Annotated in this window: 22 protein-coding genes, 1 tRNA gene and 1 pseudogene; 12 read left to right on the forward strand and 12 right to left on the reverse strand. The window is 69.3% G+C overall.

All coding sequences use genetic code 11. From position 1 onward, the window contains the following. Positions 1 to 397: 397 nt before the first annotated feature. The 4 genes from nhaA (at position 398) to ACZ4RZ_RS35350 (ending at position 3,863) form a co-directional block, all read left to right on the forward strand. Positions 398 to 1,795 (forward strand): Na+/H+ antiporter NhaA, encoded by a 1,398-nt coding sequence (nhaA, locus tag ACZ4RZ_RS35335; protein ID WP_467750918.1) that lies wholly within the window; start codon positions 398 to 400, stop codon positions 1,793 to 1,795. A gap of 159 nt (positions 1,796 to 1,954) precedes the next feature. After that, positions 1,955 to 2,431, forward strand: coding sequence for a phage holin family protein (locus tag ACZ4RZ_RS35340; protein WP_467750919.1), 477 nt, complete (start codon positions 1,955 to 1,957; stop codon positions 2,429 to 2,431). After that, complete coding sequence (locus tag ACZ4RZ_RS35345) at positions 2,428 to 3,366, forward strand: alpha/beta fold hydrolase (RefSeq protein WP_467750920.1); 939 nt, start codon at positions 2,428 to 2,430, stop codon at positions 3,364 to 3,366. Before ACZ4RZ_RS35340 ends, ACZ4RZ_RS35345 begins: the two co-directional genes overlap by 4 nt. A 317-nt stretch (positions 3,367 to 3,683) precedes the next feature. After that, entirely contained in the window at positions 3,684 to 3,863 is a 180-nt protein-coding gene (locus ACZ4RZ_RS35350; protein ID WP_399075430.1) for a hypothetical protein, read from the forward strand. 30 nt (positions 3,864 to 3,893) lie between these two features. Here ACZ4RZ_RS35350 and ACZ4RZ_RS35355 read toward each other — a convergent pair whose 3' ends face one another. The 3 genes from ACZ4RZ_RS35355 to nth all read right to left on the reverse strand — a co-directional run bounded on the left by ACZ4RZ_RS35355 (position 3,894) and on the right by nth (position 6,930). Beyond that, entirely contained in the window at positions 3,894 to 5,093 is a 1,200-nt protein-coding gene (locus ACZ4RZ_RS35355) for a MarP family serine protease (protein ID WP_467750921.1), read from the reverse strand. A gap of 96 nt (positions 5,094 to 5,189) precedes the next feature. Continuing rightward, entirely contained in the window at positions 5,190 to 5,885 is a 696-nt protein-coding gene (locus ACZ4RZ_RS35360) for an NUDIX hydrolase (RefSeq protein WP_467750922.1), read from the reverse strand. Positions 5,886 to 5,937: 52 nt separating this feature from the next. After that, entirely contained in the window at positions 5,938 to 6,930 is a 993-nt protein-coding gene (gene nth / locus ACZ4RZ_RS35365; RefSeq protein ID WP_467750923.1) for an endonuclease III, read from the reverse strand. A 374-nt stretch (positions 6,931 to 7,304) separates the two neighbouring features. On the opposite strand from nth, the gene ACZ4RZ_RS35370 reads away from it, so the two are divergent. Both ACZ4RZ_RS35370 and ACZ4RZ_RS35375 read left to right on the forward strand, forming a co-directional pair. Next, positions 7,305 to 7,979 (forward strand): Crp/Fnr family transcriptional regulator, encoded by a 675-nt coding sequence (locus ACZ4RZ_RS35370; RefSeq protein ID WP_006382668.1) that lies wholly within the window; start codon positions 7,305 to 7,307, stop codon positions 7,977 to 7,979. A gap of 244 nt (positions 7,980 to 8,223) precedes the next feature. Beyond that, positions 8,224 to 9,042 (forward strand): nucleotidyltransferase domain-containing protein, encoded by an 819-nt coding sequence (locus ACZ4RZ_RS35375; RefSeq protein ID WP_467750924.1) that lies wholly within the window; start codon positions 8,224 to 8,226, stop codon positions 9,040 to 9,042. Positions 9,043 to 9,095: 53 nt separating this feature from the next. Here ACZ4RZ_RS35375 and ACZ4RZ_RS35380 read toward each other — a convergent pair whose 3' ends face one another. From ACZ4RZ_RS35380 to ACZ4RZ_RS35395, 4 genes are all read right to left on the reverse strand, one after another. Continuing rightward, a complete protein-coding gene (locus ACZ4RZ_RS35380) occupies positions 9,096 to 9,926 on the reverse strand; it encodes an MBL fold metallo-hydrolase (protein ID WP_467750925.1) in 831 nt (276 codons plus the stop codon). Continuing rightward, complete coding sequence (locus ACZ4RZ_RS35385) at positions 9,923 to 10,792, reverse strand: NUDIX hydrolase (RefSeq protein ID WP_467750926.1); 870 nt, start codon at positions 10,790 to 10,792, stop codon at positions 9,923 to 9,925. The genes ACZ4RZ_RS35380 and ACZ4RZ_RS35385 overlap by 4 nt, the downstream gene beginning before the upstream one ends. Positions 10,793 to 11,050: 258 nt before the next feature. Then, positions 11,051 to 11,521 carry a RidA family protein gene (locus ACZ4RZ_RS35390; RefSeq protein ID WP_467750928.1) on the reverse strand — a complete coding sequence of 157 codons (471 nt, stop codon included), beginning with the start codon at positions 11,519 to 11,521 and terminating at the stop codon, positions 11,051 to 11,053. Continuing rightward, positions 11,518 to 11,679 (reverse strand): DUF4177 domain-containing protein, encoded by a 162-nt coding sequence (locus ACZ4RZ_RS35395; RefSeq protein WP_075033571.1) that lies wholly within the window; start codon positions 11,677 to 11,679, stop codon positions 11,518 to 11,520. Before ACZ4RZ_RS35395 ends, ACZ4RZ_RS35390 begins: the two co-directional genes overlap by 4 nt. Before the next feature lie 95 nt (positions 11,680 to 11,774). Here ACZ4RZ_RS35395 and bagA point away from each other — a divergent pair, with 95 nt between their 5' ends. Both bagA and bagB read left to right on the forward strand, forming a co-directional pair. After that, positions 11,775 to 12,752, forward strand: a complete 978-nt coding sequence (bagA, locus tag ACZ4RZ_RS35400; protein WP_467750929.1) for an ATPase BagA — start codon at positions 11,775 to 11,777, stop codon at positions 12,750 to 12,752. Further along, a complete protein-coding gene (gene bagB, locus ACZ4RZ_RS35405; RefSeq protein ID WP_467750930.1) occupies positions 12,749 to 14,149 on the forward strand; it encodes an ATPase BagB in 1,401 nt (466 codons plus the stop codon). Before bagA ends, bagB begins: the two co-directional genes overlap by 4 nt. 11 nt (positions 14,150 to 14,160) lie before the next feature. On the opposite strand, the gene wblA is transcribed toward bagB, so the two are convergent. Next, positions 14,161 to 14,499, reverse strand: coding sequence for a transcriptional regulator WblA (gene wblA, locus ACZ4RZ_RS35410; RefSeq protein WP_028799159.1), 339 nt, complete (start codon positions 14,497 to 14,499; stop codon positions 14,161 to 14,163). 418 nt (positions 14,500 to 14,917) lie between these two features. Between wblA and ACZ4RZ_RS35415 the strand changes: the two genes are divergently transcribed. After that, complete coding sequence (locus ACZ4RZ_RS35415; protein WP_467750932.1) at positions 14,918 to 17,176, forward strand: transglycosylase domain-containing protein; 2,259 nt, start codon at positions 14,918 to 14,920, stop codon at positions 17,174 to 17,176. A gap of 532 nt (positions 17,177 to 17,708) precedes the next feature. On the opposite strand, the gene ACZ4RZ_RS35420 is transcribed toward ACZ4RZ_RS35415, so the two are convergent. Continuing rightward, positions 17,709 to 18,173: a GatB/YqeY domain-containing protein gene (locus tag ACZ4RZ_RS35420; RefSeq protein ID WP_467750933.1), complete on the reverse strand. Its 465-nt coding sequence runs from the start codon at positions 18,171 to 18,173 to the stop codon at positions 17,709 to 17,711. Between the two features lie 122 nt (positions 18,174 to 18,295). Here ACZ4RZ_RS35420 and ACZ4RZ_RS35425 point away from each other — a divergent pair, with 122 nt between their 5' ends. The 3 genes from ACZ4RZ_RS35425 to ACZ4RZ_RS35435 all read left to right on the forward strand — a co-directional run bounded on the left by ACZ4RZ_RS35425 (position 18,296) and on the right by ACZ4RZ_RS35435 (position 20,331). Further along, the gene (locus ACZ4RZ_RS35425) at positions 18,296 to 19,222 is read left to right on the forward strand and encodes a metallophosphoesterase (RefSeq protein WP_467750934.1); all 927 of its coding nucleotides are present in this window, start codon (positions 18,296 to 18,298) and stop codon (positions 19,220 to 19,222) included. Positions 19,223 to 19,427: 205 nt separating this feature from the next. Continuing rightward, complete coding sequence (locus ACZ4RZ_RS35430) at positions 19,428 to 20,228, forward strand: Pr6Pr family membrane protein (protein WP_467750935.1); 801 nt, start codon at positions 19,428 to 19,430, stop codon at positions 20,226 to 20,228. A 29-nt stretch (positions 20,229 to 20,257) separates the two neighbouring features. Then, a tRNA-Pro gene (locus tag ACZ4RZ_RS35435) sits at positions 20,258 to 20,331 on the forward strand. A 97-nt stretch (positions 20,332 to 20,428) separates the two neighbouring features. On the opposite strand, the pseudogene ACZ4RZ_RS35440 reads toward ACZ4RZ_RS35435, so the two are convergent. From ACZ4RZ_RS35440 to ACZ4RZ_RS35450, 3 genes and pseudogenes are all read right to left on the reverse strand, one after another. Further along, a pseudogene (locus ACZ4RZ_RS35440) lies at positions 20,429 to 21,597 on the reverse strand (site-specific integrase). Beyond that, positions 21,597 to 21,785 (reverse strand): helix-turn-helix domain-containing protein, encoded by a 189-nt coding sequence (locus ACZ4RZ_RS35445; protein WP_467750936.1) that lies wholly within the window; start codon positions 21,783 to 21,785, stop codon positions 21,597 to 21,599. Before ACZ4RZ_RS35445 ends, ACZ4RZ_RS35440 begins: the two are co-directional and overlap by 1 nt. Beyond that, positions 21,782 to 23,059, reverse strand: a complete 1,278-nt coding sequence (locus ACZ4RZ_RS35450) for a replication initiator (protein ID WP_467750937.1) — start codon at positions 23,057 to 23,059, stop codon at positions 21,782 to 21,784. The genes ACZ4RZ_RS35445 and ACZ4RZ_RS35450 overlap by 4 nt, the downstream gene beginning before the upstream one ends. Positions 23,060 to 23,129 lie beyond the last annotated feature (70 nt).

A 23,129-nucleotide genomic window follows, 5' to 3' on the forward strand; every position in this document is an offset into this window, starting at 1 on the left:
GCCCTCGCCTCAGCGATCGCCCTGCCCCAGGCGCTGCGCCAACGCCGCTGATTTCGCCCCCTCCGCCCCTACCCGACCCGTACCTGGGGACTGCCGCCCCCAGACCCCCGCTTCGGCCTGAACGACCTCGTCCTCAAACGCCGGACGGGCTAAGACTTGCCGCCCGGGCCAGGAGCGCCCCGCCCCCACTTCCCCGCTTCCCCACCTCCCGGAATCAGGTCTCCACAGCGCGCCCGAGGCCCCCTTTTGCACCTAATGTGAAGATCGCCGCAAAAGCCCGGCCACATCTTAGGTAAGCTAAAGAACGCGTCAACAGCGTGACAAGAAGAACCAAGGTGTGCCGGGAAGTCTGGTCGGCAAGCGCTCAGTCCTGCCTACCCGACCGGAGGTCTCCCTCGTGGCCGCGCCCCGCACCCCCACCCGCAAGCTGCTCGGACGGCTGTCCCTGCCCGAGCGGAACTTCGTCGCGGATGCGCTCCGTACGGAGACCGTGGGTGGCGTGCTGCTGCTGGTTGCCGCGATCGCCGCGCTGATCTGGGCGAACACTCCGCTGCGGGACAGTTACGAGAGCGTCAGCCACTTCCACATCGGACCCGCCGCCCTCGGGCTCGACCTGTCCGTGCAGCACTGGGCGGCCGACGGACTGCTCGCCGTGTTCTTCTTCGTCGCCGGAATCGAACTCAAGCGCGAGCTCGTGGCCGGAGACCTCAAGGATCCGAAGGCCGCGCTGCTTCCCGTGGTCGCCGCGGTCTGCGGCATGGTCGTGCCCGCGCTCGTCTACACCCTCACCAACATCAGCGGCGGGGGCGCGCTCGACGGGTGGGCCGTGCCCACCGCCACCGACATCGCCTTTGCGCTCGCCGTGCTGGCCGTGATCGGTACGTCGCTGCCGTCCGCCCTGCGCGCCTTCCTGCTGACGCTCGCCGTCGTCGACGACCTGTTCGCGATTCTGATCATCGCGGTGTTCTTCACCCACACCATCGACTTCGCGGCTCTCGGTGGGGCCGTCGTCGGACTCGCCGTCTTCTGGCTGCTGCTGCGCAAGGGCGTACGCGGGTGGTACATCTACGTCCCGCTCGCCCTCGTCATCTGGGGGCTGATGTACAACAGCGGTATCCACGCCACCGTCGCCGGTGTCGCGATGGGCCTGATGCTGCGCTGCCATCGGCACGAGGGCGAGGAGCACTCCCCCGGTGAGCACATCGAGCATCTGGTGCGACCGCTGTCCGCCGGGCTCGCCGTGCCGCTGTTCGCGCTGTTCAGCGCGGGGGTCACGGTCTCCGGCGGCGCGCTCGGGGATGTGTTCACCCAGCCCGAGACCCTCGGTGTCGTACTCGGACTCGTCGTCGGCAAGGCGGTGGGTATCTTCGGCGGGAGCTGGCTGACCGCACGGTTCACGAGGGCCTCGCTCAGCGAGGATCTGGCCTGGCCGGACGTCTTCGCCGTCGCCAGCCTCTCCGGGATCGGCTTCACCGTCTCCCTGCTCATCGGCGAGCTCGCCTTCGAGGAGAACGCGGTGCTGACCGGCGAGGTCAAGGCCGCCGTCCTGATCGGCTCGCTGATCGCGGCCGTTCTCGCCACGACGCTGCTGAAGGTACGCAACGCCAAGTACCGCGCGCTCTGCGAGGCGGAGGAGCGCGACGAGGACCTCGACGGCATTCCCGACATCTACGAGCAGGACAACCCGGCGTACCACCTGCGCATGGCCGAGATCTACGAGCGGAAGGCCGCCGAACACCGGAGGCTTGCCGAAGTGACGGGCGGGGCAAGCGAGGGGGACGACGGTCCGGCATGATCTGACCAGACGGTACAAACAGAAGCAGATGCCAGATCACACAAACGGGAAGACTGCCGCAGACGCCGGACCGTACCGACACGTTACAAACCGTACTGAAACAAAAAAGCGGACGCGGAAGCCGGACCGCATACACATATGCAGAAAAGGGAGATCGCGATGAGCGCACCCGACGGCAGCCCGGTCGGCGCCGAACGCAGCATCGGCCAGCTGTTCGCCTCGGCGACGACCGAGATGTCCGCACTGGTGCACGACGAGATCGCGCTGGCGAAGGCGCAGCTCAAGCAGGACGTCAAGCGCGGTGCAGTCGGCGGCGGGGCGTTCGCGGCGGCCGGCGCGGTGCTGATCTTCTCCCTGCCGATGCTGAGCTTCGCCCTGGCGTACGGCATCCGGACCTGGAGCCACTGGAACCTCGCGATCTGCTTCGTGCTGTCGTTCGCGGCGAATGTGCTGGTCGCCGCCGTCCTCGCACTCATCGGTGTGGTCTTCGCGAAGAAGGCCAAGAAGGGGCAGGGCCCGCAGAAGGTCGCCGCCTCGATGAAGGAGACGGCGGGTGTTCTGCAGAACGCCAAGCCGCATCCCCGCCCGGAGCGGGTCGAGGACACCGTCGAGGCTGTGGCACGCTCGTCCTCATGACGGACCCCGCCACACCTTCGGCGCAACCGGCCTCAGCCGTACGGCTCGACGGCCCCTGGACGCACAGGGACGTCGCCGCCAACGGCGCGCGCTTCCACATCGCCGAGATGGGCGACGGGCCGCTCGTCCTGCTGCTCCACGGCTTTCCGCAGTTCTGGTGGGCGTGGCGGCACCAGCTGGTCGCGCTCGCGGACGCCGGGTTCCGGGCCGTGGCCATGGACCTGCGCGGCGTCGGCGGCAGCGACCGCACCCCGCGCGGTTACGACCCCGCCAACCTCGCGCTCGACATCACCGGGGTCGTACGGTCCCTCGGCGAGCCCGACGCCGCGCTGGTCGGGCACGACCTGGGCGGGTACCTGGCGTGGACGGCGGCCGTGATGCGGCCCAAGCTCGTACGCCGGCTCGCGGTGTCGTCCATGCCCCACCCCCGGCGCTGGCGTTCCGCCATGCTCTCCGACGTCAAGCAGACCGCCGCGGGCTCCTACATCTGGGGGTTCCAGCGGCCCTGGATCCCGGAGCGTCAACTCGTCGCGGACGACGGTGCCCTGGTGGGCCGTCTGGTACGGGACTGGTCGGGCCCGCGGCTGCCGGACGACGAGGCCGTGGAGACGTACCGCCGCGCCATGTGCATCCCGTCGACGGCGCATTGCTCGATCGAGCCGTACCGGTGGATGGTGCGGTCCATGGCCCGCCCGGACGGCATCCAGTTCAACCGGCGTATGAAGCGGCCGGTTCGGGTGCCGACGCTGCATCTGCACGGATCACTCGACCCGGTGATGCGGACGCGCAGCGCGGCCGGATCCGGGGAGTACGTCGAAGCGCCGTACCGCTGGCGGCTGTTCGACGGTCTCGGACACTTTCCGCACGAGGAGGATCCGGTGGGCTTCTCCTCGGAACTCGTCAACTGGCTGAAGGATCCTGAGCCCGACCGCTGAAGCATGCCTGCGCCGCACCCGGCTGGGGGTCCGGGGGTTACCCCCCGGGCCGGCACAGCCCGCACGAGGAGGATCCGGTGGGCTTCTCCTCGGAACTCGTCAACTGGCTGAAGGATCCTGAGCCCGATCGGTGACCGATGGGCACCTCATCGGCCTGTCATCGATGACCCGTCGGTGACCGTCCGAACGCGCCGGGTGTCCCGCCCGGTATCCGAACGAGAACGCCTGTCCTACGAACAGCCAATTGCCCGGCGCATAGGCCAATTGGGGGGCCGGGGTGCGGTTATCGACCTTGGGGCAGGGGCACACGTCGGGGTATGGGCTGGACGCACGACTACAGTGACGCAGCACGAAACCGCCGCTCGGCCACGGGCCTGAGCTCCCATCAGAGGGGCACCCCGCAGTTGGCGGGCACGGACCCCCGAGTGGGGATTCCGCACATTCTGCGCCGCCGGGCCCGCTGGGTCTCGGTACGGCTGCGCCACCCACGCGGCTGAGCCCGCGGCGACACCTTTCACCCGCCGGAGCTACAGCGCGCAGCTGTCGCTGTCCACCTGCTGGTTGGCTGTACGCCCCTTGGTGACGTCCTCCTGGACCTCGTCCGCGGTGAGCGCGTACCCGGTGTTGGCGTCGTCGAGCGACTTCGCGAACACCACGCCGTACACCTTGCCTTCGGGTGTGAGCAGCGGGCCGCCGGAGTTGCCCTGGCGGACGGTCGCGTAGAGCGAGTAGACATCGCGGCGCACCGTCTTGCGGTGGTAGATGTCCGGTCCGTTGGCCGTGATGCGGCCGCGCACGCGCGCGGGTTGGACGTTGTACGACCCGTTCTGCGGGAACCCGGCGACGATCGCGCTGTTGCCGCTGGTGGCGTCCTGGGTCGAGAACTTGAGCGCCGGCGCGTTGAGGTTCGGCACGTCGAGTACCGCGATGTCGCGCTCCCAGTCGTACAGGACGACCGTGGCGTCGTACTTCCTGCCCTCGCCGCCTATCTGGACGGTGGGCTCGTCGACTCCGCCGACCACGTGTGCGTTGGTCATCACGCGGCGGTTGCCGAAGACGAAGCCGGTGCCTTCGAGGACCTTGCCGCAGCTCTGCGCGGTGCCCATGACCTTGACGATGGACTTCTGGGCGCGAGTGGCGACGGCGCTGTTGGCGAGCGCCGGGTCGGGGGGCTGGACCTCGGTGATGGGCTCGTTGGCGAACGGGCTGAAGACCTGCGGGAAGCCGTTCTGCGCGAGGACCGAGGAGAAGTCGGCGAACCAGGTGTTGGCCTGCGAGGGCAGGGCGCGGGACACGCCGAGCAGCACCTTGGAGTTGCGGACCTCCTTGCCGAGCGTCGGCAGCGTCGTACCGGCGAGGGCCGAGCCGATCAGCCAGGCGACCAGCAGCATCGCCACGACGTTGACCAGGGCGCCGCCCGTCGCGTCCAGGGCGCGGGCCGGGGACCAGGTGATGTACCGGCGCAGCTTGTTGCCCAGGTGCGTGGTGAGGGCCTGGCCCACGGAGGCGCAGACGATCACGACGACCACCGCGACGACGGCGGCGGTCGTACTTACCTTGGTGTCGTCGGTCGCCCAGCCCCAGATGAGCGGGAGCAGGTATACGGCGACGAGGCCACCGCCCAGGAAGCCGATCACCGACAGGATGCCGACGACGAAGCCCTGGCGGTAGCCCACGATCGCGAACCACACGGCGGCGACCAGCAACAGGATGTCCAGCACGTTCACCGCTTCAAGCCTCGCCTCATCACTTTCCGGTCGCGATCGCCCGGCCGGGGGTCTGGGGGTTGTCCCCCAGGCAGACACAGCACGAAGGTCACCTTGTCATGCGCGCCAGTCCAGCGGGACCTGCTTGTCCCGGTCCCAGGGGCGCTCCCAGCCCGCGTAATGCACGATCTTGTCGATCACTCCGGCCGTGAAACCCCAGACCAGAGCCGATTCCACCAGAAATGCCGGACCTCGGTGGCCGCTGGGGTGCACGGTGGTGGCGCGGTTGGCGGGGTCCGTGAGATCCGCCACGGGGACCGTGAAGACCCGGGCCGTCTCCGCGGGATCGACGACACCGACCGGGGTCGGGCGGCGCCACCAGCCCAGGACCGGGGTGACCACGAAGCTGCTCACCGGGATGTACAGCTTGGGCAGCACGCCGAAGAGCTGGACACCGCTCGGATCGAGCCCGGTCTCCTCCTCGGCCTCGCGCAGCGCGGCCCGCAGCGGCCCGTCGGCCTTCGGGTCACCGTCCTCGGGGTCGAGGGCGCCGCCGGGGAAGGAGGGCTGCCCGGCGTGCGACCTCAGGGAGCCGGCGCGCTCCATGAGCAGCAGCTCGGGGCCGCGGTCGCCCTCGCCGAACAGGATGAGGACGGCGGACTGGCGCCCCGCGCCGTTCTCCGGGGGCAGGAAGCGGCTCAGCTGGAGCGGCTCGACCGTCTCGGCGGCGCGCACCACCGGGGCCAGCCAGTCGGGCAGGCCGTCCTTGCTGAGTGCCACCGGCCCGCCCTGCGTATTGCTCGTGTGCGTCATCGCCACCCCCGTTCTGCTGTTCCCAACGCCTGCCGGTGCCGTGTTCGTTCCGTCATCCGGCGCCCAGTGGGGGTGCGGGGATGCCGCCGGCGTCCAGGTAGGCCTGCGGGGGCTTGAGGCGCTGGCCGGGGAAGCCGCCCTTCTCGTACTTCAGGAGCTTCTTCGCCTTTTCGGGGTCGGTCTCGCCCTCCCCGTACGCCGGGCAGAGCGGGGCGATGGGGCAGGCGCCGCAGGCGGGCTTGCGGGCGTGGCAGATACGGCGGCCGTGGAAGATCACGTGGTGGGAGAGCATCGTCCACTCACTCTTCGGGAAGAGCGCGCCGACAGCCGCCTCGATCTTGTCCGGGTCGGTCTCGTCGGTCCACTTCCAGCGGCGGACGAGCCGCTGGAAGTGCGTGTCCACGGTGATTCCGGGCCGCCCGAAGGCGTTCCCAAGGACGACGAAGGCGGTCTTGCGGCCTACGCCGGGGAGCTTGACGAGGTCTTCGAGGCGGCCGGGGACCTCGCCCCCGAAGTCGTCCCGCAACGCCTTGGAGAGCCCTATCACCGACTTGGTCTTGGCCCGGAAGAACCCGGTCGGGCGCAGGATCTCCTCGACCTCCTCCGGGTTCGCCTCGGCCAGGTCCTCGGGGGTCGGGTACTTGGCGAAGAGCGCCGGAGTCGTCTGGTTCACCCGCAGGTCGGTGGTCTGGGCGGACAGGACCGTGGCGATGATCAGCTGGAAGGGGTTCTCGAAGTCCAGCTCCGGGTGGGCGTACGGGTACACCTCGGCGAGCTCGCGGTTGATGCGGCGGGCTCGGCGGACGAGGGCGGTGTCCGGCGGGGGCGCCTTCTGCGGGGGCTTCTTGGCCGGGGTCGACTTCTTGGCCGACGGCGACTTCTTGGCCGGGGTCCTCTTGGCGGAGGTCGGTGTCCTGCCCGCGGCGGCTTCGGCGACGGTCGTACCGGCGGCCGTGGCCTTCTTCGCGACCGTGGCCTTCTTGGCAGCCGTGGGCTTCTTGGCGGCTGTCGACTTCGTGGCCGACGTTTTCTTGGCAGCCGTCACTTTCGTCGCCGTCCCCTTTTTGGCGGCCGCCGTCTTCGTAGCCGTCGATTTTGTCGCTTTTGTCGGTTTCTTGGTTCCGTCGGGGACATGTTCGCCCACAGCGGAATCGCGACGTACAACCACCCGCCCAGCCCCCTTGTCCTGTGCTCTCACCGGCGATTTGGACACCCGGCCAGCCTAAAGCCCGGCACCGACATCCGCCCCGGACCCAGGAGATCGGCCCCCAATTGGCCCCCTGCCGCACTGCCCGGGACGCCAGTGCGGCAGACTTGTGACTGATCACACTGTTTGGACCGTCCGGCAAGATGGGGAACACGGTCCCCTGGTACACCGGGGGGCAAGATCCCCTGAGCAGGTCGACAAGGAGAGAACTCGTGGACGACGTTCTGCGGCGCGCCCCGCTCTTCGCGGCGCTCGATGACGAGCAGGCCGCGGAGCTCCGCGCCTCCATGAGTGAGGTGACCCTCGCACGCGGCGACGCTCTCTTTCACGAGGGCGACCCCGGGGACCGCCTCTACGTGGTCACCGAGGGCAAGGTGAAGCTCCACCGCACCTCCCCCGACGGCCGCGAGAACATGCTCGCCGTCCTCGGCCCCGGTGAGCTGATCGGCGAGCTGTCGCTGTTCGACCCGGGCCCGCGCACGGCGACCGCCACCGCGCTGACCGAGGTCAAGCTGCTGGGCCTCGGCCACGGCGACCTCCAGCCGTGGCTGAACGCACGGCCCGAGGTGGCCGCCGCGCTGCTGCGCGCCGTCGCCCGGCGCCTGCGCAAGACCAACGACCAGATGTCCGACCTGGTGTTCTCGGACGTGCCCGGCCGCGTGGCCCGGGCGCTCCTGGACCTCTCGCGCCGCTTCGGTGTGCAGTCCGAAGAGGGCATCCACGTCGTGCACGACCTCACACAGGAGGAGCTCGCCCAGCTGGTCGGCGCCTCTCGCGAGACGGTCAACAAGGCGCTCGCGGACTTCGCGGGGCGCGGGTGGCTCCGCCTGGAGGCGCGGGCCGTGATTCTGTTGGACGTGGAGCGGCTGGCCAAGCGGTCGCGCTGAGTTCTGGCTGTACGTCGACGGGGTCCCGCCTTCTTGGAAGGCGGGACCCCGTTGTGGTTGCCGGGGATGCTTTTCGCCCCCTCCGCCCCTGCCAGTCCCGTACCTGGGAGCTGCGCCCCCAGACCCCCCGCTGTCGGCCTTGACGGCCTCGTCCTCAAACGCCGGACGGGCCAAGAAATCTCCCGCCCGGACGCCCAGCTGAAAATGACCTGCCCCGCCCTCTCCAACAGGGCACAGTGGCCGCATGTCTGGAAATGGGCAGCGCAGAGGGCTCGACGCCCAGGGCTTCATCGAGCCCGAGGGATCCCTCGGGCGGATTCCGCACGCGTTCCGGCCCGTCGTCGTCGCGGCTCGCGATCGGTTGTCGGACGTCTTCGGGGCGCGGATGACGAGCGCGTACCTCTACGGGTCGATTCCGCGTGGCACCGCGCGCGTGGGGCGCAGCGACCTGGATCTGCTGCTGGCGCTGCGCGAGGAGCCCACCGAGGCGGACCGGGAGGCCGCGCGAGCGCTCGACGAGGAACTCGACAAGGAGTTCCCGCAGATCGACGGCGCCGGGACGCTGCTGTTCAGCCGTGAGCGGCTGCTGAGCGACCTGGAGACGTACGACCTCGGATGGTTCGTCGCCTGCCTCTGTACGCCTCTCCTGGGCGAGGATCTGGCCGCGTTCCTGCCGCGCTATCGCCCCGACTCCCGCCTCGCCCGGGAGACCAACGGCGACCTCGCCCTGCTCCTGCCGCGCTGGCGGGAGCGGATCGCCGGTGCCGCCGACACGGACGAGGCCCGGCGCCCGCTGGTCCGCTTCATGTCACGCCATCTCGTCCGCACCGGCTTCACGCTCGTCATGCCCCGCTGGAACGGCTGGACCAGCGACCTGAAGGAGATGGCCGGGGCGTTCGGCGCGTACTACCCGGAGCGGGCCGCGCAGCTGCGCGAGGCGGCCGTTCTCGGGTACGAGCCGACGGGCGACCTCGCCGTCCTGCGCTCGTACGTCGACGAGCTCGGACCGTGGCTGGCCGAGGAGTACGCGCGCGTGCACGGCATCAAGGCGTCGCGCCCCTGAGTGCCTCCCCAGGAGCCTCAAAAACGCCGGGGGACCCCCGTTGCCCAAGTGCCCTAGATGAGGCCGTGCTCGCGCAGGTAGTCCATCTGCGCGCGCACGGACAGTTCCGCCGCGGGCCATAGCGAACGGTCCACGTCCGCGTACACATGCGCGACGACCGCGTCCGGCGACCGGTAACCGTTCTCGACCGCCGTTTCGACCTGGGCGAGGCGGTGGGCGCGATGGGCGAGGTAGAACTCCACGGCTCCCTGGGCGTCCTCGAGGACGGGCCCGTGGCCGGGCAGGACGGTGTGGACGCCGTCGTCGACCGTCAGGGAGCGGAGCCGGCGCAGGGAGTCGAGATAGTCGCCCAGACGGCCGTCCGGATGGGCCACCACGGTCGTACCGCGGCCCAGGATGGTGTCCCCGGTCAGCACGGCCCGGTCGGCCGGGAGATGGAAGCACAGCGAGTCGGCGGTGTGCCCGGGCGTCGGTACGACCCGCAGCTCGAGCCCGCCGACGGTGATCACGTCCCCCGCGGCCAGCCCCTCGTCCCCGAGCCGCAGCGCCCGGTCGAGGGCCCGCACCTTCGTGCCCGTCAGCTCGGCGAACCGAGCCGCCCCCTCGGCGTGATCGGGGTGCCCGTGCGTGAGCAGCGTCAGGGCGACCCGCTTCCCCGCCTTCTCCGCCGTATCCACGACATTCCGCAGATGTATGTCGTCCAGGGGCCCCGGGTCGATCACCACGGCGAGCTCGGAGTCCGGCTCGGAGACGATCCAGGTGTTGGTGCCGTCCAGCGTCATCGCGGACGCGTTGGGGGCGAGCACGTTGACCGCGCGCGAAGTGGCGGGGCCGGAGAGTACTCCGCCGCGTGGCTGGCCCGGGAGGGCGGTGGCGTCGGTCATGCGGGGGCTCCACCGGTCGGGATGTGCTTGGTGAACTCGTCGTGGCCGGGCCAGGCGAGGACCACTTCGCCGTTCTCCAGGCGGGCCTTGGCCAGGACGGGGGTCAGGTCGCGGGCGGGCGCGGCGGCGAGGACGGCGGCGGCGCTGTCGTACGGGATGAGCTGGCGCAGGGTGGCGACGGTGGGCGGCATCATCAGGAGTTCGCCCTTGTCGTATCCGTCGGCCGCGTCCGTGGGGCGGATCCACACGGTGCGGTCGGCCTCCGTGGAGGCGTTGCGGGTGCGCTGGCCCTCCGGGAGGGCGGCCACGAAGAACCAGGTGTCGTAGCGGCGAGTTTCGAATTCGGGGGTGATCCACCGGGTCCAGACGCCCAGGAGGTCGGACCTGAGCACGAGCCCTCTGCGGTCGAGGAACTCGGCGAAGGAGAGATCGCGGGCGACCAGGGCCGCGCGGTCCGCCTCCCACTCCTCGCCCGTGGTGTCGCCGACCACGGTGTCGGGGGTGGGCCCGGCGAGCAGGACGCCCGCCTCCTCGTACGTCTCGCGGACCGCCGCGCAGACGATGGCCTGGGCAGAAGTCTCGTCCACGCCGAGCCTGTTCGCCCACCACGCGCGCGTGGGGCCCGCCCAGCGGATCTGGTGCTCGTCGTCGCGGGGGTCCACGCCGCCGCCCGGATACGCGTACGCGCCTCCGGCGAAGGCCATGGAGGCGCGTCTGCGCAACATGTGCACCACGGGGGTGGCCTCGGTGTCCTTGAGCAGCATGACGGTGGCCGCCCGCTTGGGGGCCACCGGTGTCAGGGTGCCCTGCGCGAGCGCGCGGATCCTCTCGGGCCACTCCGCTGGGTACCACTGCCCATTCGCCATGGGCGGAGGCTATCCCGTGCCGGGCGGATGTTCGAGAGGCGGTCGACGATCACGGCGTACGGTGCCGGGGTGCCGGTGGGGGTGTTTTCGCCCCCACCGGCTCTGCCCATTCCCGTACCTGGGGGGCTACGCCCCCCAACCCCCCTGGGTTGTCACTTTGCTGCGGGCCCGTGGGGGCTTGTCGCGCAGGTCCCCGCGCCCCTCAGGGGCGCGGGGAGGGGGCGGCGCGGGCGGAAGACCCTGCCCGCGGCCCACGCCCTACGCCTGCGTCAGCTCCACCTGGACCTCGACCTCCACAGGGGCGTCCAGCGGGAGGACCGCCACGCCGACCGCGCTGCGGGCGTGGACGCCCTTGTCACCGAGGACCGCGCCCAGGAGCTCGCTCGCGCCGTTCAGGACGCCGGGCTGACCCGTGAAGTCCGAGGCGGAGGCGACGAAGCCGACGACCTTCACGACACGCGCGATGCGGTCGAGGTCGCCCGCGACGGACTTGACCGCGGCGAGGGCGTTCAGCGCGCAGGTGCGGGCCAGCTCCTTGGCCTCCTCGGCGGTGACCTCGGCGCCCACCTTGCCGGTGACCGGAAGCTTGCCGTCCACGATCGGCAGCTGGCCCGCGGTGTAGACGTACACACCGGACTGCACGGCGGGCTGGTACGCGGCCAGCGGCGGTACGACGTCCGGCAGGCTCAGCCCGAGTTCCGCCAGCTTCGACTCGACGGCGCCGCTCATGCCGACTTCTCCCGCTTCAGGTAGGCCACCAGCTGCTCGGGGTTGTTCGGCCCGGGCACGACCTGGACGAGCTCCCAGCCGTCCTCGCCCCAGGTGTCCAGAATCTGCTTCGTGGCATGGACGAGCAGCGGCACGGTTGCGTATTCCCACTTGGTCATGCGGCCGACTTTAGCCGTTGCCGTCCAGGGCCTCGCGCACACGTTGTCCACAGCCTCCTGCGTAGTACGGCGGCGGACTGGTTAGGCTCGAATACGTGAGCAGGCTCCAGGTCGTCAGCGGCAAGGGCGGTACCGGCAAGACCACGGTGGCCGCGGCCCTCGCGCTCGCCCTCGCGACCGAGGGCAAGCGCACCCTCCTCGTCGAGGTCGAGGGCAGACAGGGCATCGCGCAGCTCTTCGAGACAGAAGCGCTGCCCTATGAGGAGCGGAAGATCGCCGTCGCTCCTGGGGGCGGGGAGGTGTACGCACTCGCCATCGACCCCGAACTGGCCCTTCTGGACTACCTCCAGATGTTCTACAAGCTGGGCGGCGCCGGGCGTGCCCTGAAGAAGCTCGGCGCCATCGACTTCGCGACCACCATCGCGCCCGGTCTACGAGATGTGCTCCTGACCGGCAAGGCCTGCGAGGCCGTACGCCGCAAGGACAAGAGCGGGCGGTTCGCGTACGACTACGTGGTGATGGACGCGCCGCCCACGGGGCGCATCACCCGTTTCCTGAACGTCAACGACGAGGTGGCCGGCCTCGCGAAGATCGGGCCGATACACAATCAGGCACAGGCCGTCATGCGCGTCCTCAAGTCCCCGGAGACCGCGGTGCACTTGGTGACGCTCCTTGAGGAGATGCCCGTCCAGGAGACCGCGGACGGCATCGTCGAGCTGCGGGCGGCGAAGCTGCCGGTCGGACGAATCATCGTGAACATGGTGCGGCCCGCGCTCCTGGACGACACCGACCTGGAGCTCACGACCGCCGTTCCGCGTACGGCCATCGCCAAGTCGCTCTCCGCGGCCGGACTCGGCGGTGCCCGCCGCGGCGGACTCGCCGAGCGGCTCGTGGACCCGCTGCTCCAGCAGGCCGAGGAGTACGCCGAGCGCCACACCCTGGAGCGCGAGCAGCGGGCCGTGCTCACCGAGCAGGACCTGCCACTGCACGAACTGCCGCTGCTCGCCGACGGAATGGACCTGGCGGGCCTGTACGAGCTCGCCGCGGAACTGCGCACGCAAGGGATCTCATGAGTCTGAACCCGGCCCGCGTACTCGACGTCGACCCGCTGCTCGACGACCCGAAGACCCGCATCGTGGTGTGCTGCGGCTCGGGCGGCGTCGGCAAGACGACCACAGCGGCGGCCCTGGGGCTGCGCGCCGCCGAGCGCGGCCGCAAGGTGGTCGTGCTCACCATCGACCCGGCGCGCAGGCTCGCCCAGTCCATGGGCATCGACTCGCTGGACAACACCCCGAGGCGCGTGAAGGGCATCGAGGGGGACGGCGAGCTGCACGCCATGATGCTCGACATGAAGCGCACCTTCGACGAGATCGTCGAGGCGCACGCGGACCCGGAGCGGGCCGCCACGATTCTCAACAACCCCTTCTACCAGTCGCTTTCGGCGGGCTTCGCGGGCACGCAGGAGTACATGGCGATGGAGAAGCTGGGGCAGCTGCGGGCGCGGGACGCATGGGATCTCATCGTCGTCGACACGCCGCCCTCGCGCTCGGCGCTGGACTTCCTGGACGCCCCGAAGCGGCTGGGCTCGTTCCTGGACGGGAGGCTGATCCGGATGCTGACGGCGCCGGCGAAGCTGGGCGGCCGGGCGGGGATGAAGTTCCTGAACGTGGGGATGTCGATGATGACAGGCACCCTGGGCAAGCTCCTGGGGGGCCAACTCCTCAAAGACGTCCAAACGTTCGTGGCCGCGATGGACACGACGTTCGGGGGCTTTCGTACGCGCGCGGACGCCACGTACAAGCTGCTTCAGGCGCCCGGCACGGCGTTCCTGGTGGTGGCGGCCCCGGAGCGGGACGCGCTGCGCGAGGCCGCGTACTTCGTGGAGCGACTGGCCGCGGAGGACATGCCGTTCGCCGGTCTGGTGCTCAACCGGGTGCACGGCAGCGGCGCCACTCAGCTGTCCGCCGAGCGGGCACTCGCCGCCGCGGAAGATCTTGATTCCGCGGCTGCAGAAAATCTTGACGAGGCCCGCATTGTGGATCAGGGGGACGGGAAAGCTGGACTTCGTAACTCTCCCGACACGTACGCCAGTTCAGAATCTCCCGCTTCCGAAACGCCAGCTCCTGACGGTTCCGACGAAGGCTCCCCCGCCGCCACGGACAGGACCGCCGTCACGGACGAGCATCAGACCGCCGTCACGGACAAGGACCGGACCGCCGACACGGACACCGACCGGACCGTTGAGCAGCTCACCGCAGGCCTGCTGAGGCTGCATGCCGAGCGCATGCAGCTGCTCTCCCGCGAGCAGCGCACGCGTGACCGCTTCGCCGCGCTCCACCCCGAGGTGGCGGTGGCCGAAGTGGCCGCCCTGCCGGGCGACGTACACGATCTCGCGGGGCTGCGGGACATCGGGGACCGGCTCGCGGCCAATCGGCCGGAGCTGCCCGAAACCCTCGAACCGGGTGCCTGAGAGGAACGCCCTCAGCCCACCGCCGCGTAGCGCTCGTACACCTCTTCCTCGTCGAGGGGCAGCAGGCCCGCGCCGCGCTCGTACTCCGTACGCGCGGTCTCCAGCAGGCGACGCCACGAGGTGACGGTCGGCCGGCGGCGCAGCAATGCGCGGCGCTCCCGCTCCGTCATGCCACCCCACACGCCGAATTCGACGCGGTTGTCGAGCGCATCGGCGAGGCACTCCGTGCGTACCGGACATCCGGTACACACTGCCTTCGCCCTGTTCTGCGCTGCTCCTTGAACGAACAGTTCATCTGGATCGGTAGTGCGGCAGGCCGCCTGCGCACTCCAGTCGGTTACCCAGCCCATACCGGCGCCGTCCTCTCCCGAATCGAGGCTCCCCCACGGCGGCAGCGGCATATTCACCGCCGCCAGTTGAGGACGTTACGGAAGGTGGGCACAGCGCAACACCCCCTTCGGGCCCAATCTTGAATGGCCCGAACGGACTATGCGTAAGCGGCAGATCACCCGGGGGAGTGAGCCGAGGACATGCGTGAGCATCCCGGCAAACCGGGACAGTTCAGTTGAGTCACAACGGACGCCTGGTGACGCATGAGGCTGATTCGGACACGCCCTCAACGAACCCCCGACAAAAAGTTGGGGATCCTCCGGAACGATTCGGGGTCGCCGGACGTATTGATACGTGGCCGCACTGCTGTGACAGTTGAGAGCAGCTTAGGCCAAGGCATATACGCGTGTCCGGCGAATGAGAACGTAGGCTGCCCTCATGCCAAAGAAGCGCTCGGGCGGTGGTCTGTCGGCCACGCAGCAGGCCGCCAAGTTCCTCGGTGTCAGCGTGCTCGCAGGCGCCGTCATGGCCGGAATCGCACTGCCCGCCGCGGGCGCGCTCGGCCTGGCGGCCAAGGGATCCGTGCAGGGGTTCGATGAGATTCCCGACAACCTGAAGAGTCCGTCGCTGAGTCAGCGGACCACGATCCTGGACAGCCAGGGCGGTCAGATCGCGACGGTCTACTCGCGCGACCGCACGGTGGTCGACCTCAAGGACATCTCGCCGTACATGCAGAAGGCGATCGTCGCGATCGAGGACTCGCGCTTCTACCAGCACGGCGCGGTCGACCTCAAGGGCGTCCTGCGCGCCCTGAACCAGAACGCGCAGAACGGCGGAGTGGCCCAGGGCGCCTCCACGCTCACCCAGCAGCTGGTGAAGAACTACTTCGTCGAGGAGGCCGGCGACGACCCGACGAAGGTCGCCCAGGCCACCCAGCAGACCCTCGGCCGCAAGATCCGCGAGCTCAAGTACGCGATCCAGCTCGAGGAGAAGCTCGGCAAGAAGAAGATCCTCGAGAACTACCTGAACATCACGTTCTTCGGCGAGCAGGCCTACGGCATCGAGGCCGCCGCCCAGCGCTACTTCTCCAAGCCGGCCAAGGACCTGAACCTCCAGGAGTCGGCGCTGCTCGCCGGCATCGTCCAGTCGCCCAGCCGCTACGACCCGGCCAATGACGAGGCGGAGGCCACCAAGCGCCGCAACACCGTGCTGCAGCGCATGGCCGAGGTGCACGACATCTCCCAGCAGGAAGCGGACGCGGCCAAGGAGAAGAAGCTCGGCCTGCACGTGAGCCAGCCCAAGAACGGCTGCATCACGGCCGTCAGGGGCGCCAGCTTCTTCTGCAAGTACGTGGAGCACGTCTTCCTGAGCGACCCGGTCTTCGGCAAGACCAAGGAGGACCGGGCGAAGATCTGGAACCAGGGCGGCCTGACGATCCGTACGACGCTCGACCCGCAGTCCCAGGAGTCGGTGCAGACGTCGATAAAGGAGCACGTCTACAAGTCGGACAAGGTCGCCGCGGCGGCCACCCTGGTCGAGCCCGGCACCGGCAAGATCCTCGGCATGGGCCAGTCGAAGCCCTACGGCTATGGGAAGAACGAGACCGAGTACAACTTCTCGGTCAACAACGACATGGGCGGCTCGAACTACGGCTTCCCGACCGGTTCCACCTTCAAGCCGTTCGTGGCCGCGGCCGCGCTGGAGCAGGGCGTGCCGGCGACGAAGGAGTACTCGTCGCCGAACAAGATGCCCTACCCCAGCCCCGTGCAGACGTGCGGCAGCAAGCCCTGGACCAACCAGGCCAACGAGCAGGTGCCGAACGAGAGCCTGTCCGAGGTCGGTCCGTACCGGCTGAAGGAGGCGATGGAAAAATCGGTCAACACCTACTTCGTGCAGATGATCTCGGACATCGGCCTCTGCCCGGTGATGAACCAGATCGACAAGCTCGGCGTGGTCCAGGGCAACGGCGACAAGCTCCCCCAGGTGCCCTCCATCGCCCTCGGCGCCAAGGGCATCTCCCCGCTGACGATGGCCACCGCGTACGCCGCCTTCGCCTCCCGCGGCATGTACTGCACCCCGATCGCCATCGAGTCGATCACCCAGAAGATCGACGGCACGCAGAAGTCCCTCGAAGTGCCGAAGTCGACGTGCTCGCGGGCGATGTCGGAGAAGACCGCGGACACCATCAACACCCTGCTGAGCGGTGTGACCGACTCCGGTACGGGGCAGCAGGCCGGCCTCACCGACCGCGCCAACGCCGGTAAGACCGGTACGACGGACGAGCGCAGGAACGCCTGGTTCGTCGGCTACACGCCGAACCTGTCCGGCGCGGTCTGGGTCGGCAGCGCCACCCAGAAGGTCAAGATGGTGGGGATCAACATCGGCGGCGTCTACCGCGACAAGGTCTACGGCGGTCAGGTCCCCGGGCCCATCTGGCGGGACTTGATGACCGGCGCCCTCACGGGCAAGGACTCCCCGTCCTTCAACCTGGTCGACATTCCCGACGGCGACAAGGGCCGGGACGAGGACAAGGGCGACCACAACGGCAACGGCGATGGGAACGGCAACGGAAACGGGAACACCATCGTCGGTCAGACCGACGGCGGAACGTTCCCGACGCCTTCCTTCTCCATTCCCGAGGGATGGATTCAGGGCAACAGCAACAGCGGTAACGGAAACGGCGGACCGCGCGGCTGAACCGTACGCCTTGACGTAATTACGTCAGCTCCACAGTAAGGGCACCTTCTCGGCGGAGGCCATGACATATTCGCCCCCGCCTTGAGGGTGCCCTTGGCGTTGCCACCTCACGTGGAGCGGACATGAAACCCGGATCCCGGCTCGGTGTCACGTTCAGTGCGTTGCTCGGTGCCCTGACCCTGGCCGTGCCCATACCCACTTCGGCGCAGGCGGCCTCCTGCGACAACGGCGCGCCGACATTCACGAGGGCCTGCTCACCCTGGGATGTGCGCAGCGCGAGCCGCGCGGCTCCACCTGATTTTCGGAGCGAATTCTTCGAAATTTCGCTGAAGGGCACGGGGAAGGTGGGAGCCCGGGCCGGGAGGGCCAACCGGTCCGGCATTTCCGGGAGTTGGCCGGTCACGGGGGCATCGGTCGCCCACGCCCGTCACTGATCGGTGAACTCAGAATGAGGGTGCCCCCTGCGAACAGGGGGCACCCTCATCTCTCGTACGGGCATCTCGCGTACGGGCATCTCCCGTACGGGAAAGCCTCAGTCGGCGAGCAGCTTCTTCACCACGGCGGCGACACGGCCGCCCTCGGCCTGGCCGGCCACCTTCGGGTTCACGATCTTCATGACCTGCCCCATGGCACGCGGCCCCTCGGCACCCGCCGCCTTCGCCTCCTCGACGGCCTGGGCGACGATCTGCTGGAGCTCCTCGTCGGACAGCTGCTTGGGCAGGTACGCGGCGAGAACCTCACCCTCCGCCTTCTCCCGCTCGGCCGACTCGAGGCGCCCGCCCTGCGCGAAGGCATCGGCGGCCTCACGGCGCTTCTTCGCCTCTCGGGTGATCACCTTCTGCACCTCGTCGTCGGAGAGTTCGCGCTTGGTCTTGCCCGCGACCTCCTCCTTGGTGATGGCAGCGAGGGTCAGCCGGAGCGTCGAGGAGCGGAGCTCGTCGCGCCCCTTGATCGCGGCGTTGAGGTCTTCCTGCAGCTTCGACTTGAGCGTGGTCATGCCGTCGATTGTCGCAGGTGTGGTGCGCCGGTCGCCTGCTGATTTCGGCGCGAGCTGTGCATGCGTCCGGGGTTGTCCACAGGCGTGGACGCGGGGCTTCCGGGGTCTGACACGATGGACGTATGCGCGCGCGATACGGAGTACCCCTGGGAATCACGGCGGTGGGCGCCGCCGGTCTGTTGTACGCGGCGGGTTTCGAGCCCCGTTCCTTCCGTCTCCGGCGGGTGACGGTCCCGGTCCTGCCGCCGGGGATGCGGCCGCTCCGCGTCCTCCAGGTCTCCGACATCCACATGGTGAGCGGCCAGCGCAAGAAGCAGCGCTGGCTGCGTTCGCTGGCCGGGCTGCGCCCCGACTTCGTCATCAACACTGGGGACAACCTCTCCGACCCGGAAGGCGTGCCGGAGGTACTGGACGCGCTCGGCCCCCTGATGGAGTTCCCGGGGGCGTACGTCTTCGGTTCGAACGACTACTACGGCCCCAGACTCCGCAACCCCGCCCGCTACTTGCTCGAGAAGGCGCAGGGCCGGCACGGTCTGAACGGCAACGCACCGGTCGTGGCCGCCATCCACAACCCGTGGGAGGACCTCCGCGACGGCTTCGACACGGCGGGCTGGCTGAACCTGACGAACACGCGGGGGACGCTGAAGGTCGAGGGCGCGGAGATCGAGCTGACGGGCCTCGACGACCCGCACATCAAGCGGGACCGCTACGCGCGCGTGGCCGGCGGCCCGTCGGAGTCGGCCGACTTCTCGATGGGCGTGGTCCACGCCCCGTACCTGCGCACCCTGGACGCCTTCACGGCCGACGGCTACCCCCTGATCCTGGCCGGCCACACCCACGGCGGCCAGCTCTGCCTCCCCTTCTACGGCGCCTTCGTCACCAACTGCGACCTGGACACGGACCGCGTGAAAGGCCTGTCCACGCATACGGCGGAGGGCCGGACGTCGTACATGCACGTCTCGGCGGGCTGCGGGGCGAATCGCTACACACCGGTACGGTTCGCCTGCCCGCCGGAGGCGTCGCTGCTGACCTTGGTCGAGCGGAGGTAGGGACGGCGGGGGCGGGGCTCTGCCAGGGCGAACCGCTGTCGCCGATCGAGCCCTGGCTGCGAACCCCCGGGCGAAGGGAGGGCCGAAGGTCCGGGCCAAGCTACGGGCCAAGCTCCGGGCGAAGGCAGGGGCGCCGGTGGGGGCGATGTAACCCACCCAGACGCACCATATCGCCCGATTCGCCCGATCCACTTAGCGTGGGGCCATGATCGCCCCCATGCCCAAGGACATGCCCGACCTCCCCGCGATACCGGGTATGCCCCCACCGACGCCCTCCGTCGTCCCCGCGACAGCGGTGGTGGCCCCCTCGCGCCGCCCGATGGCGGCGACCTTCCGCCTCGTCGTGGCCCTCGCGGCGGCGACGGGCGTGACCATCGACCTGACCCTGGGCAATCCGGTCCGCGTCCTCAGCTATTTCAACATCCAGAGCAACGCTCTCGTGGCCCTCGTCTTCACCGCCTCGGCCTGGCGCGCGTGGATGGCCCGCCGCCCCCTGCCTGGCGTTGTGACGGGCGGCACACTGCTCTACATCTCGATCACGGGCCTGGTCTACCACCTGATCCTGACGAACCAGTCCGGCGGCTTCTCGATGACGGATGACGTCGCCCCGCTCACCGGCTGGCCAGCGGTGGCCAACCACCTCCTGCACACGGTGACGCCGATCGCGGTACTGGCCGACTGGCTCCTGCTGACCCGCCCGACCCCACTGGCCGTTCGAAACGCGGCCACGTGGCTCGTCTACCCCCTCGCCTACCTGGCCTTTTCCCTGGCCCGAGGCGCGATGATGTCCCCCGGCACCCCCATGCGGTACCTCTACCCCTTCGTGGACGTCGACCAGCACGGCTACGGCGGCATCCTCGGCAACGCGGCGATCCTCGGCCTCGCCTTCTACGCCCTCGCCCTCCTCGCCGTCGCCGTCGACCACCTGCGCCCCGACCCGGTTCGCCGTCGCGTACGACGCCCTGAAAACCGGATTTCGTCTCCGGCCACCAGTGGGCTAAAGTAAACGACGTCGCCGCGACAAGCAGCGACAATCGGGGTGTAGCGCAGCTTGGCAGCGCGCTTCGTTCGGGACGAAGAGGTCGTGGGTTCAAATCCCGCCACCCCGACAGCCGAAACAGCAGATCAGCCACCTACTCACGTGAGTAGGTGGCTGACTTGTTTTGGGCTGCGTGTCTAACTGCGTGACTATCGATTCCCGAGTGTCTACGACCGCTGCGGATCAGCGCCGAAGATCCCGTCCATGACCACCGCGCCAGTCTGGATCACGGGCCGGATCTGCTTCCGATAGACCTCCTCGGTCACGGCCGTACCCGAATGGCCGACAAGCCGGGAGATCTCCTCCAGCGGGACGCCCAGGTCGGAGAGCAGCGACACGAAGCTGTGCCGGAGCTCCCGGGGCGTCCACTCGTCGGCCTTGATCCCGTCGACGGCCTTGAGCGCCTGGCGGAAGGCGCGGCGAACGTTGGCAGCGTCGAGTGGCTTGCCGACGGCCGAGGAGAAGACGAGCCCGTGTTCCTCCCACGTGTCCTCAGCAGCGAGCCGGTCCCAGCCTTGGTCTTCGAACTGCTGCCAGAGAGCTTCGACGCAACGCGCCGGCAGGGCGAGGGTGCGCCGGGACTTCCGGGTCTTGGTGTCCCCGCTCCGCCGGACCGACCGCCACACGGCGATGTGTGGAGGTTGCGGCGGATCCATTTCGGGACGCCCCTTCAGGAAGACGTGGTCCCAGGTGGGGGCCCGCAGTTCCTCAGTGCGGGCCCCGGTCAGCAGCGCGACCACGATGTAGGCGTACATCGAGGTCCCTTCGGCCCCCTTGAGCACCGCCTCAGCCTGGGCGAACGTGAGCGCCTTGGAGGGGCGCCCAGCCTGCCCCTGCGGCACGGAGCACAGCTCGACGACGTTGCGCTTCACCTTGTCCCGCGCCATGGCCCGCTTGACCGCACGGTTCAGGCAGGAGTGAAGGCCCTGGAGTGTGCGTGTGCTGAGGGTCTTGGCCTTGGCTGCCAGCCAGCGGTCTACGTCCTCCGCGCTGAGGTCGCGGAGCTTGCGTGCGCCGAGTGACGGGATGACGTGCTTCTCACTCAGGAGGGTCGTGGTCTCGACAGTGCTGGGGTCGAGGCCGGCCAGGCCGTAGGCGAGCCAGTCCTTCACCGCGTCCTTGACTGTGTAGTTGGTCGGGCGATGGCCAGACCGTCCTCGTGGTCCCGCAGCACCTCCTTGAGCTTGTTCTTCGCCTCCGTCTTGGTCTTGCCACTCCCCCGCTTCACGATCCGCTTGCCGCTCGGGTCGAAGCCGAGGTTCGCCGTGGCGATCCAACGCTGTCTCTTCTCGTCCCAGTGCAGACCACCGTCACCGCGACTACGACGCTTCGTCATCAGGCCGCGTCTCCCATCTGACCCCGGATGAAGGCACGTACGGCGTCGTCGGGGATGCGGCGGCAGCCGTCGACCTTGATGGAGACCAGGCGCCGGGTGCGGATCAGGTCGTACACCTTGGTGCGGCCGACCTTGAGCCGCGTCATGACCTGTGGAACGGTGAGGAGTTCGGGCGCCGCCGTGGTCATGGGGTGGGTTCTCCTTCTGTTCCGGGTGCGGGTTCGAGGGATGCGGCAAGCCAGGTCTCGGCGGCGCTGAGGCCGGTGCCGGCGAAGACCCAGTGCGCGAGGACGTACGTCGTGTCCAGGTGGGGGCTGGCGGCGGCTGCTTGTGCTCGGCGCCATTCGGCGCGGGCGTCGCGGAGGGCGCCGAGGGTGGTGGAGTAGCGGCGGGATTTGGTGGAGAAGTGGCCGCGGAAGCCGAGCATGTGGGCCCAGGCACGAAGGCGGAGGTGTTCGAGGTCTTTGCGGGCGCCGAGGGTCCAGGCGGTTCGGATGAGGCGGCGGGCGTGGTCGCTGATGTCGAGCTGGGCGAGTTCGGCGGCGAACTTCAGTGGCCGGTCGAGGGCGCCCGTAGCCGTCTCGGCGCCTTTGGTGGCGTACTTGGCGATGTAGGCGGCGACGGCGCGTTCGGTGAGTTCCTGGCCGCCGTCGAAGTCGGCGGAGCGGATCGGGCGGACGTCAAGCTGACGGCCGAAGGTGAAGGTGTGGGTGTGGCCATCGAGGGTCGGGCCGTCGACACGGACTTTGGTGGTGGCGGCTTGGATGGCGTCGGTGAGCAGTTCGGCGGTGGCCCAGGGCGGGGGCGGGGTGTCGCCGCCGTTAGGGCCGTCGATGCGGATGACGGCGTGGAAGTGGACAGCGCCTCGCTTTTGGTACTCGGCGACCTTGGCGAAGGAGACGCGGGCGTGGTCGCGTAGGCGGCGCTGGGAGAGGCCCGAGCGCTTGGCTACTTCCCGGCGGAGGTAGATCGAGAAGCGGCGCCAGAGGGCGCCTGCGTGGGCGTTCCAGAGGACGGCGGCTTCGTAGTCGTAGGTGTTGGGGTCGAGCGGGGTGCCGAGAGTGTCGTCGTCCTGGTCGTGGTGGGTGCCGCAGCGGCAGGGGCGGCCGTCGGTGCGGCGGTTGTGGACCGGGCCGAAGCCGGGGGCGGTGAAGGTGGCGAAGACGCGAGGGTGAGCGGCGACGTCTTGAGGGGTGCCCTTGCCGCCGCGTAGGCCTGCGGAGATGAGGTGGAAGGTGTCGCGGCGGTAGACCTCGGCGCAGGCCGCGCAGCGGGTGGTGCGGCGGTTGTTGCAGCGGACGAGGAGTTGGCCGGCGGGCAGGTCGGTCGAGTCGAGGTGCTGGAGGATGCGGCCGATCTCGCCGGTCGTGGTGTCGACGTCGTACTCGGTGCGGTGGCCGTCGAGGCGGATGGGGTTGGTGCAGCCGCCGAGGCCGGAGAGTTGGCGGAGGATACCGGGCAAGGTGCCGCCCGAGGCGAGGTTGGTGAGTTCGCGGAGCGGGGGCGGGGTGGTGCGGGTGAAGATGGCTGGC

Source organism: Streptomyces sp. NPDC027189 (genome assembly GCF_055566975.1).

Excerpts from the sequence above, each read along its gene's own strand:
- ACZ4RZ_RS35395 (WP_075033571.1), bottom strand. The coding sequence starts at position 11,679 with ATGACCAAGTGGGAATACGCAACCGTGCCGCTGCTCGTCCATGCCACG.
- ACZ4RZ_RS35360 (WP_467750922.1), bottom strand. The coding sequence starts at position 5,885 with ATGACGCACACGAGCAATACGCAGGGCGGGCCGGTGGCACTCAGCAAG.
- ACZ4RZ_RS35420 (WP_467750933.1), bottom strand. The coding sequence starts at position 18,173 with ATGACCACGCTCAAGTCGAAGCTGCAGGAAGACCTCAACGCCGCGATC.
- ACZ4RZ_RS35430 (WP_467750935.1), top strand. The coding sequence starts at position 19,428 with ATGATCGCCCCCATGCCCAAGGACATGCCCGACCTCCCCGCGATACCG.
- bagB (WP_467750930.1), top strand. The coding sequence starts at position 12,749 with ATGAGTCTGAACCCGGCCCGCGTACTCGACGTCGACCCGCTGCTCGAC.
- ACZ4RZ_RS35445 (WP_467750936.1), bottom strand. The coding sequence starts at position 21,785 with ATGACCACGGCGGCGCCCGAACTCCTCACCGTTCCACAGGTCATGACG.
- ACZ4RZ_RS35340 (WP_467750919.1), top strand. The coding sequence starts at position 1,955 with ATGAGCGCACCCGACGGCAGCCCGGTCGGCGCCGAACGCAGCATCGGC.
- ACZ4RZ_RS35350 (WP_399075430.1), top strand. The coding sequence starts at position 3,684 with ATGGGCTGGACGCACGACTACAGTGACGCAGCACGAAACCGCCGCTCG.
- ACZ4RZ_RS35385 (WP_467750926.1), bottom strand. The coding sequence starts at position 10,792 with ATGGCGAATGGGCAGTGGTACCCAGCGGAGTGGCCCGAGAGGATCCGC.
- ACZ4RZ_RS35425 (WP_467750934.1), top strand. The coding sequence starts at position 18,296 with ATGCGCGCGCGATACGGAGTACCCCTGGGAATCACGGCGGTGGGCGCC.
- ACZ4RZ_RS35415 (WP_467750932.1), top strand. The coding sequence starts at position 14,918 with ATGCCAAAGAAGCGCTCGGGCGGTGGTCTGTCGGCCACGCAGCAGGCC.
- ACZ4RZ_RS35345 (WP_467750920.1), top strand. The coding sequence starts at position 2,428 with ATGACGGACCCCGCCACACCTTCGGCGCAACCGGCCTCAGCCGTACGG.
- ACZ4RZ_RS35380 (WP_467750925.1), bottom strand. The coding sequence starts at position 9,926 with ATGACCGACGCCACCGCCCTCCCGGGCCAGCCACGCGGCGGAGTACTC.
- ACZ4RZ_RS35390 (WP_467750928.1), bottom strand. The coding sequence starts at position 11,521 with ATGAGCGGCGCCGTCGAGTCGAAGCTGGCGGAACTCGGGCTGAGCCTG.
- wblA (WP_028799159.1), bottom strand. The coding sequence starts at position 14,499 with ATGGGCTGGGTAACCGACTGGAGTGCGCAGGCGGCCTGCCGCACTACC.
- ACZ4RZ_RS35375 (WP_467750924.1), top strand. The coding sequence starts at position 8,224 with ATGTCTGGAAATGGGCAGCGCAGAGGGCTCGACGCCCAGGGCTTCATC.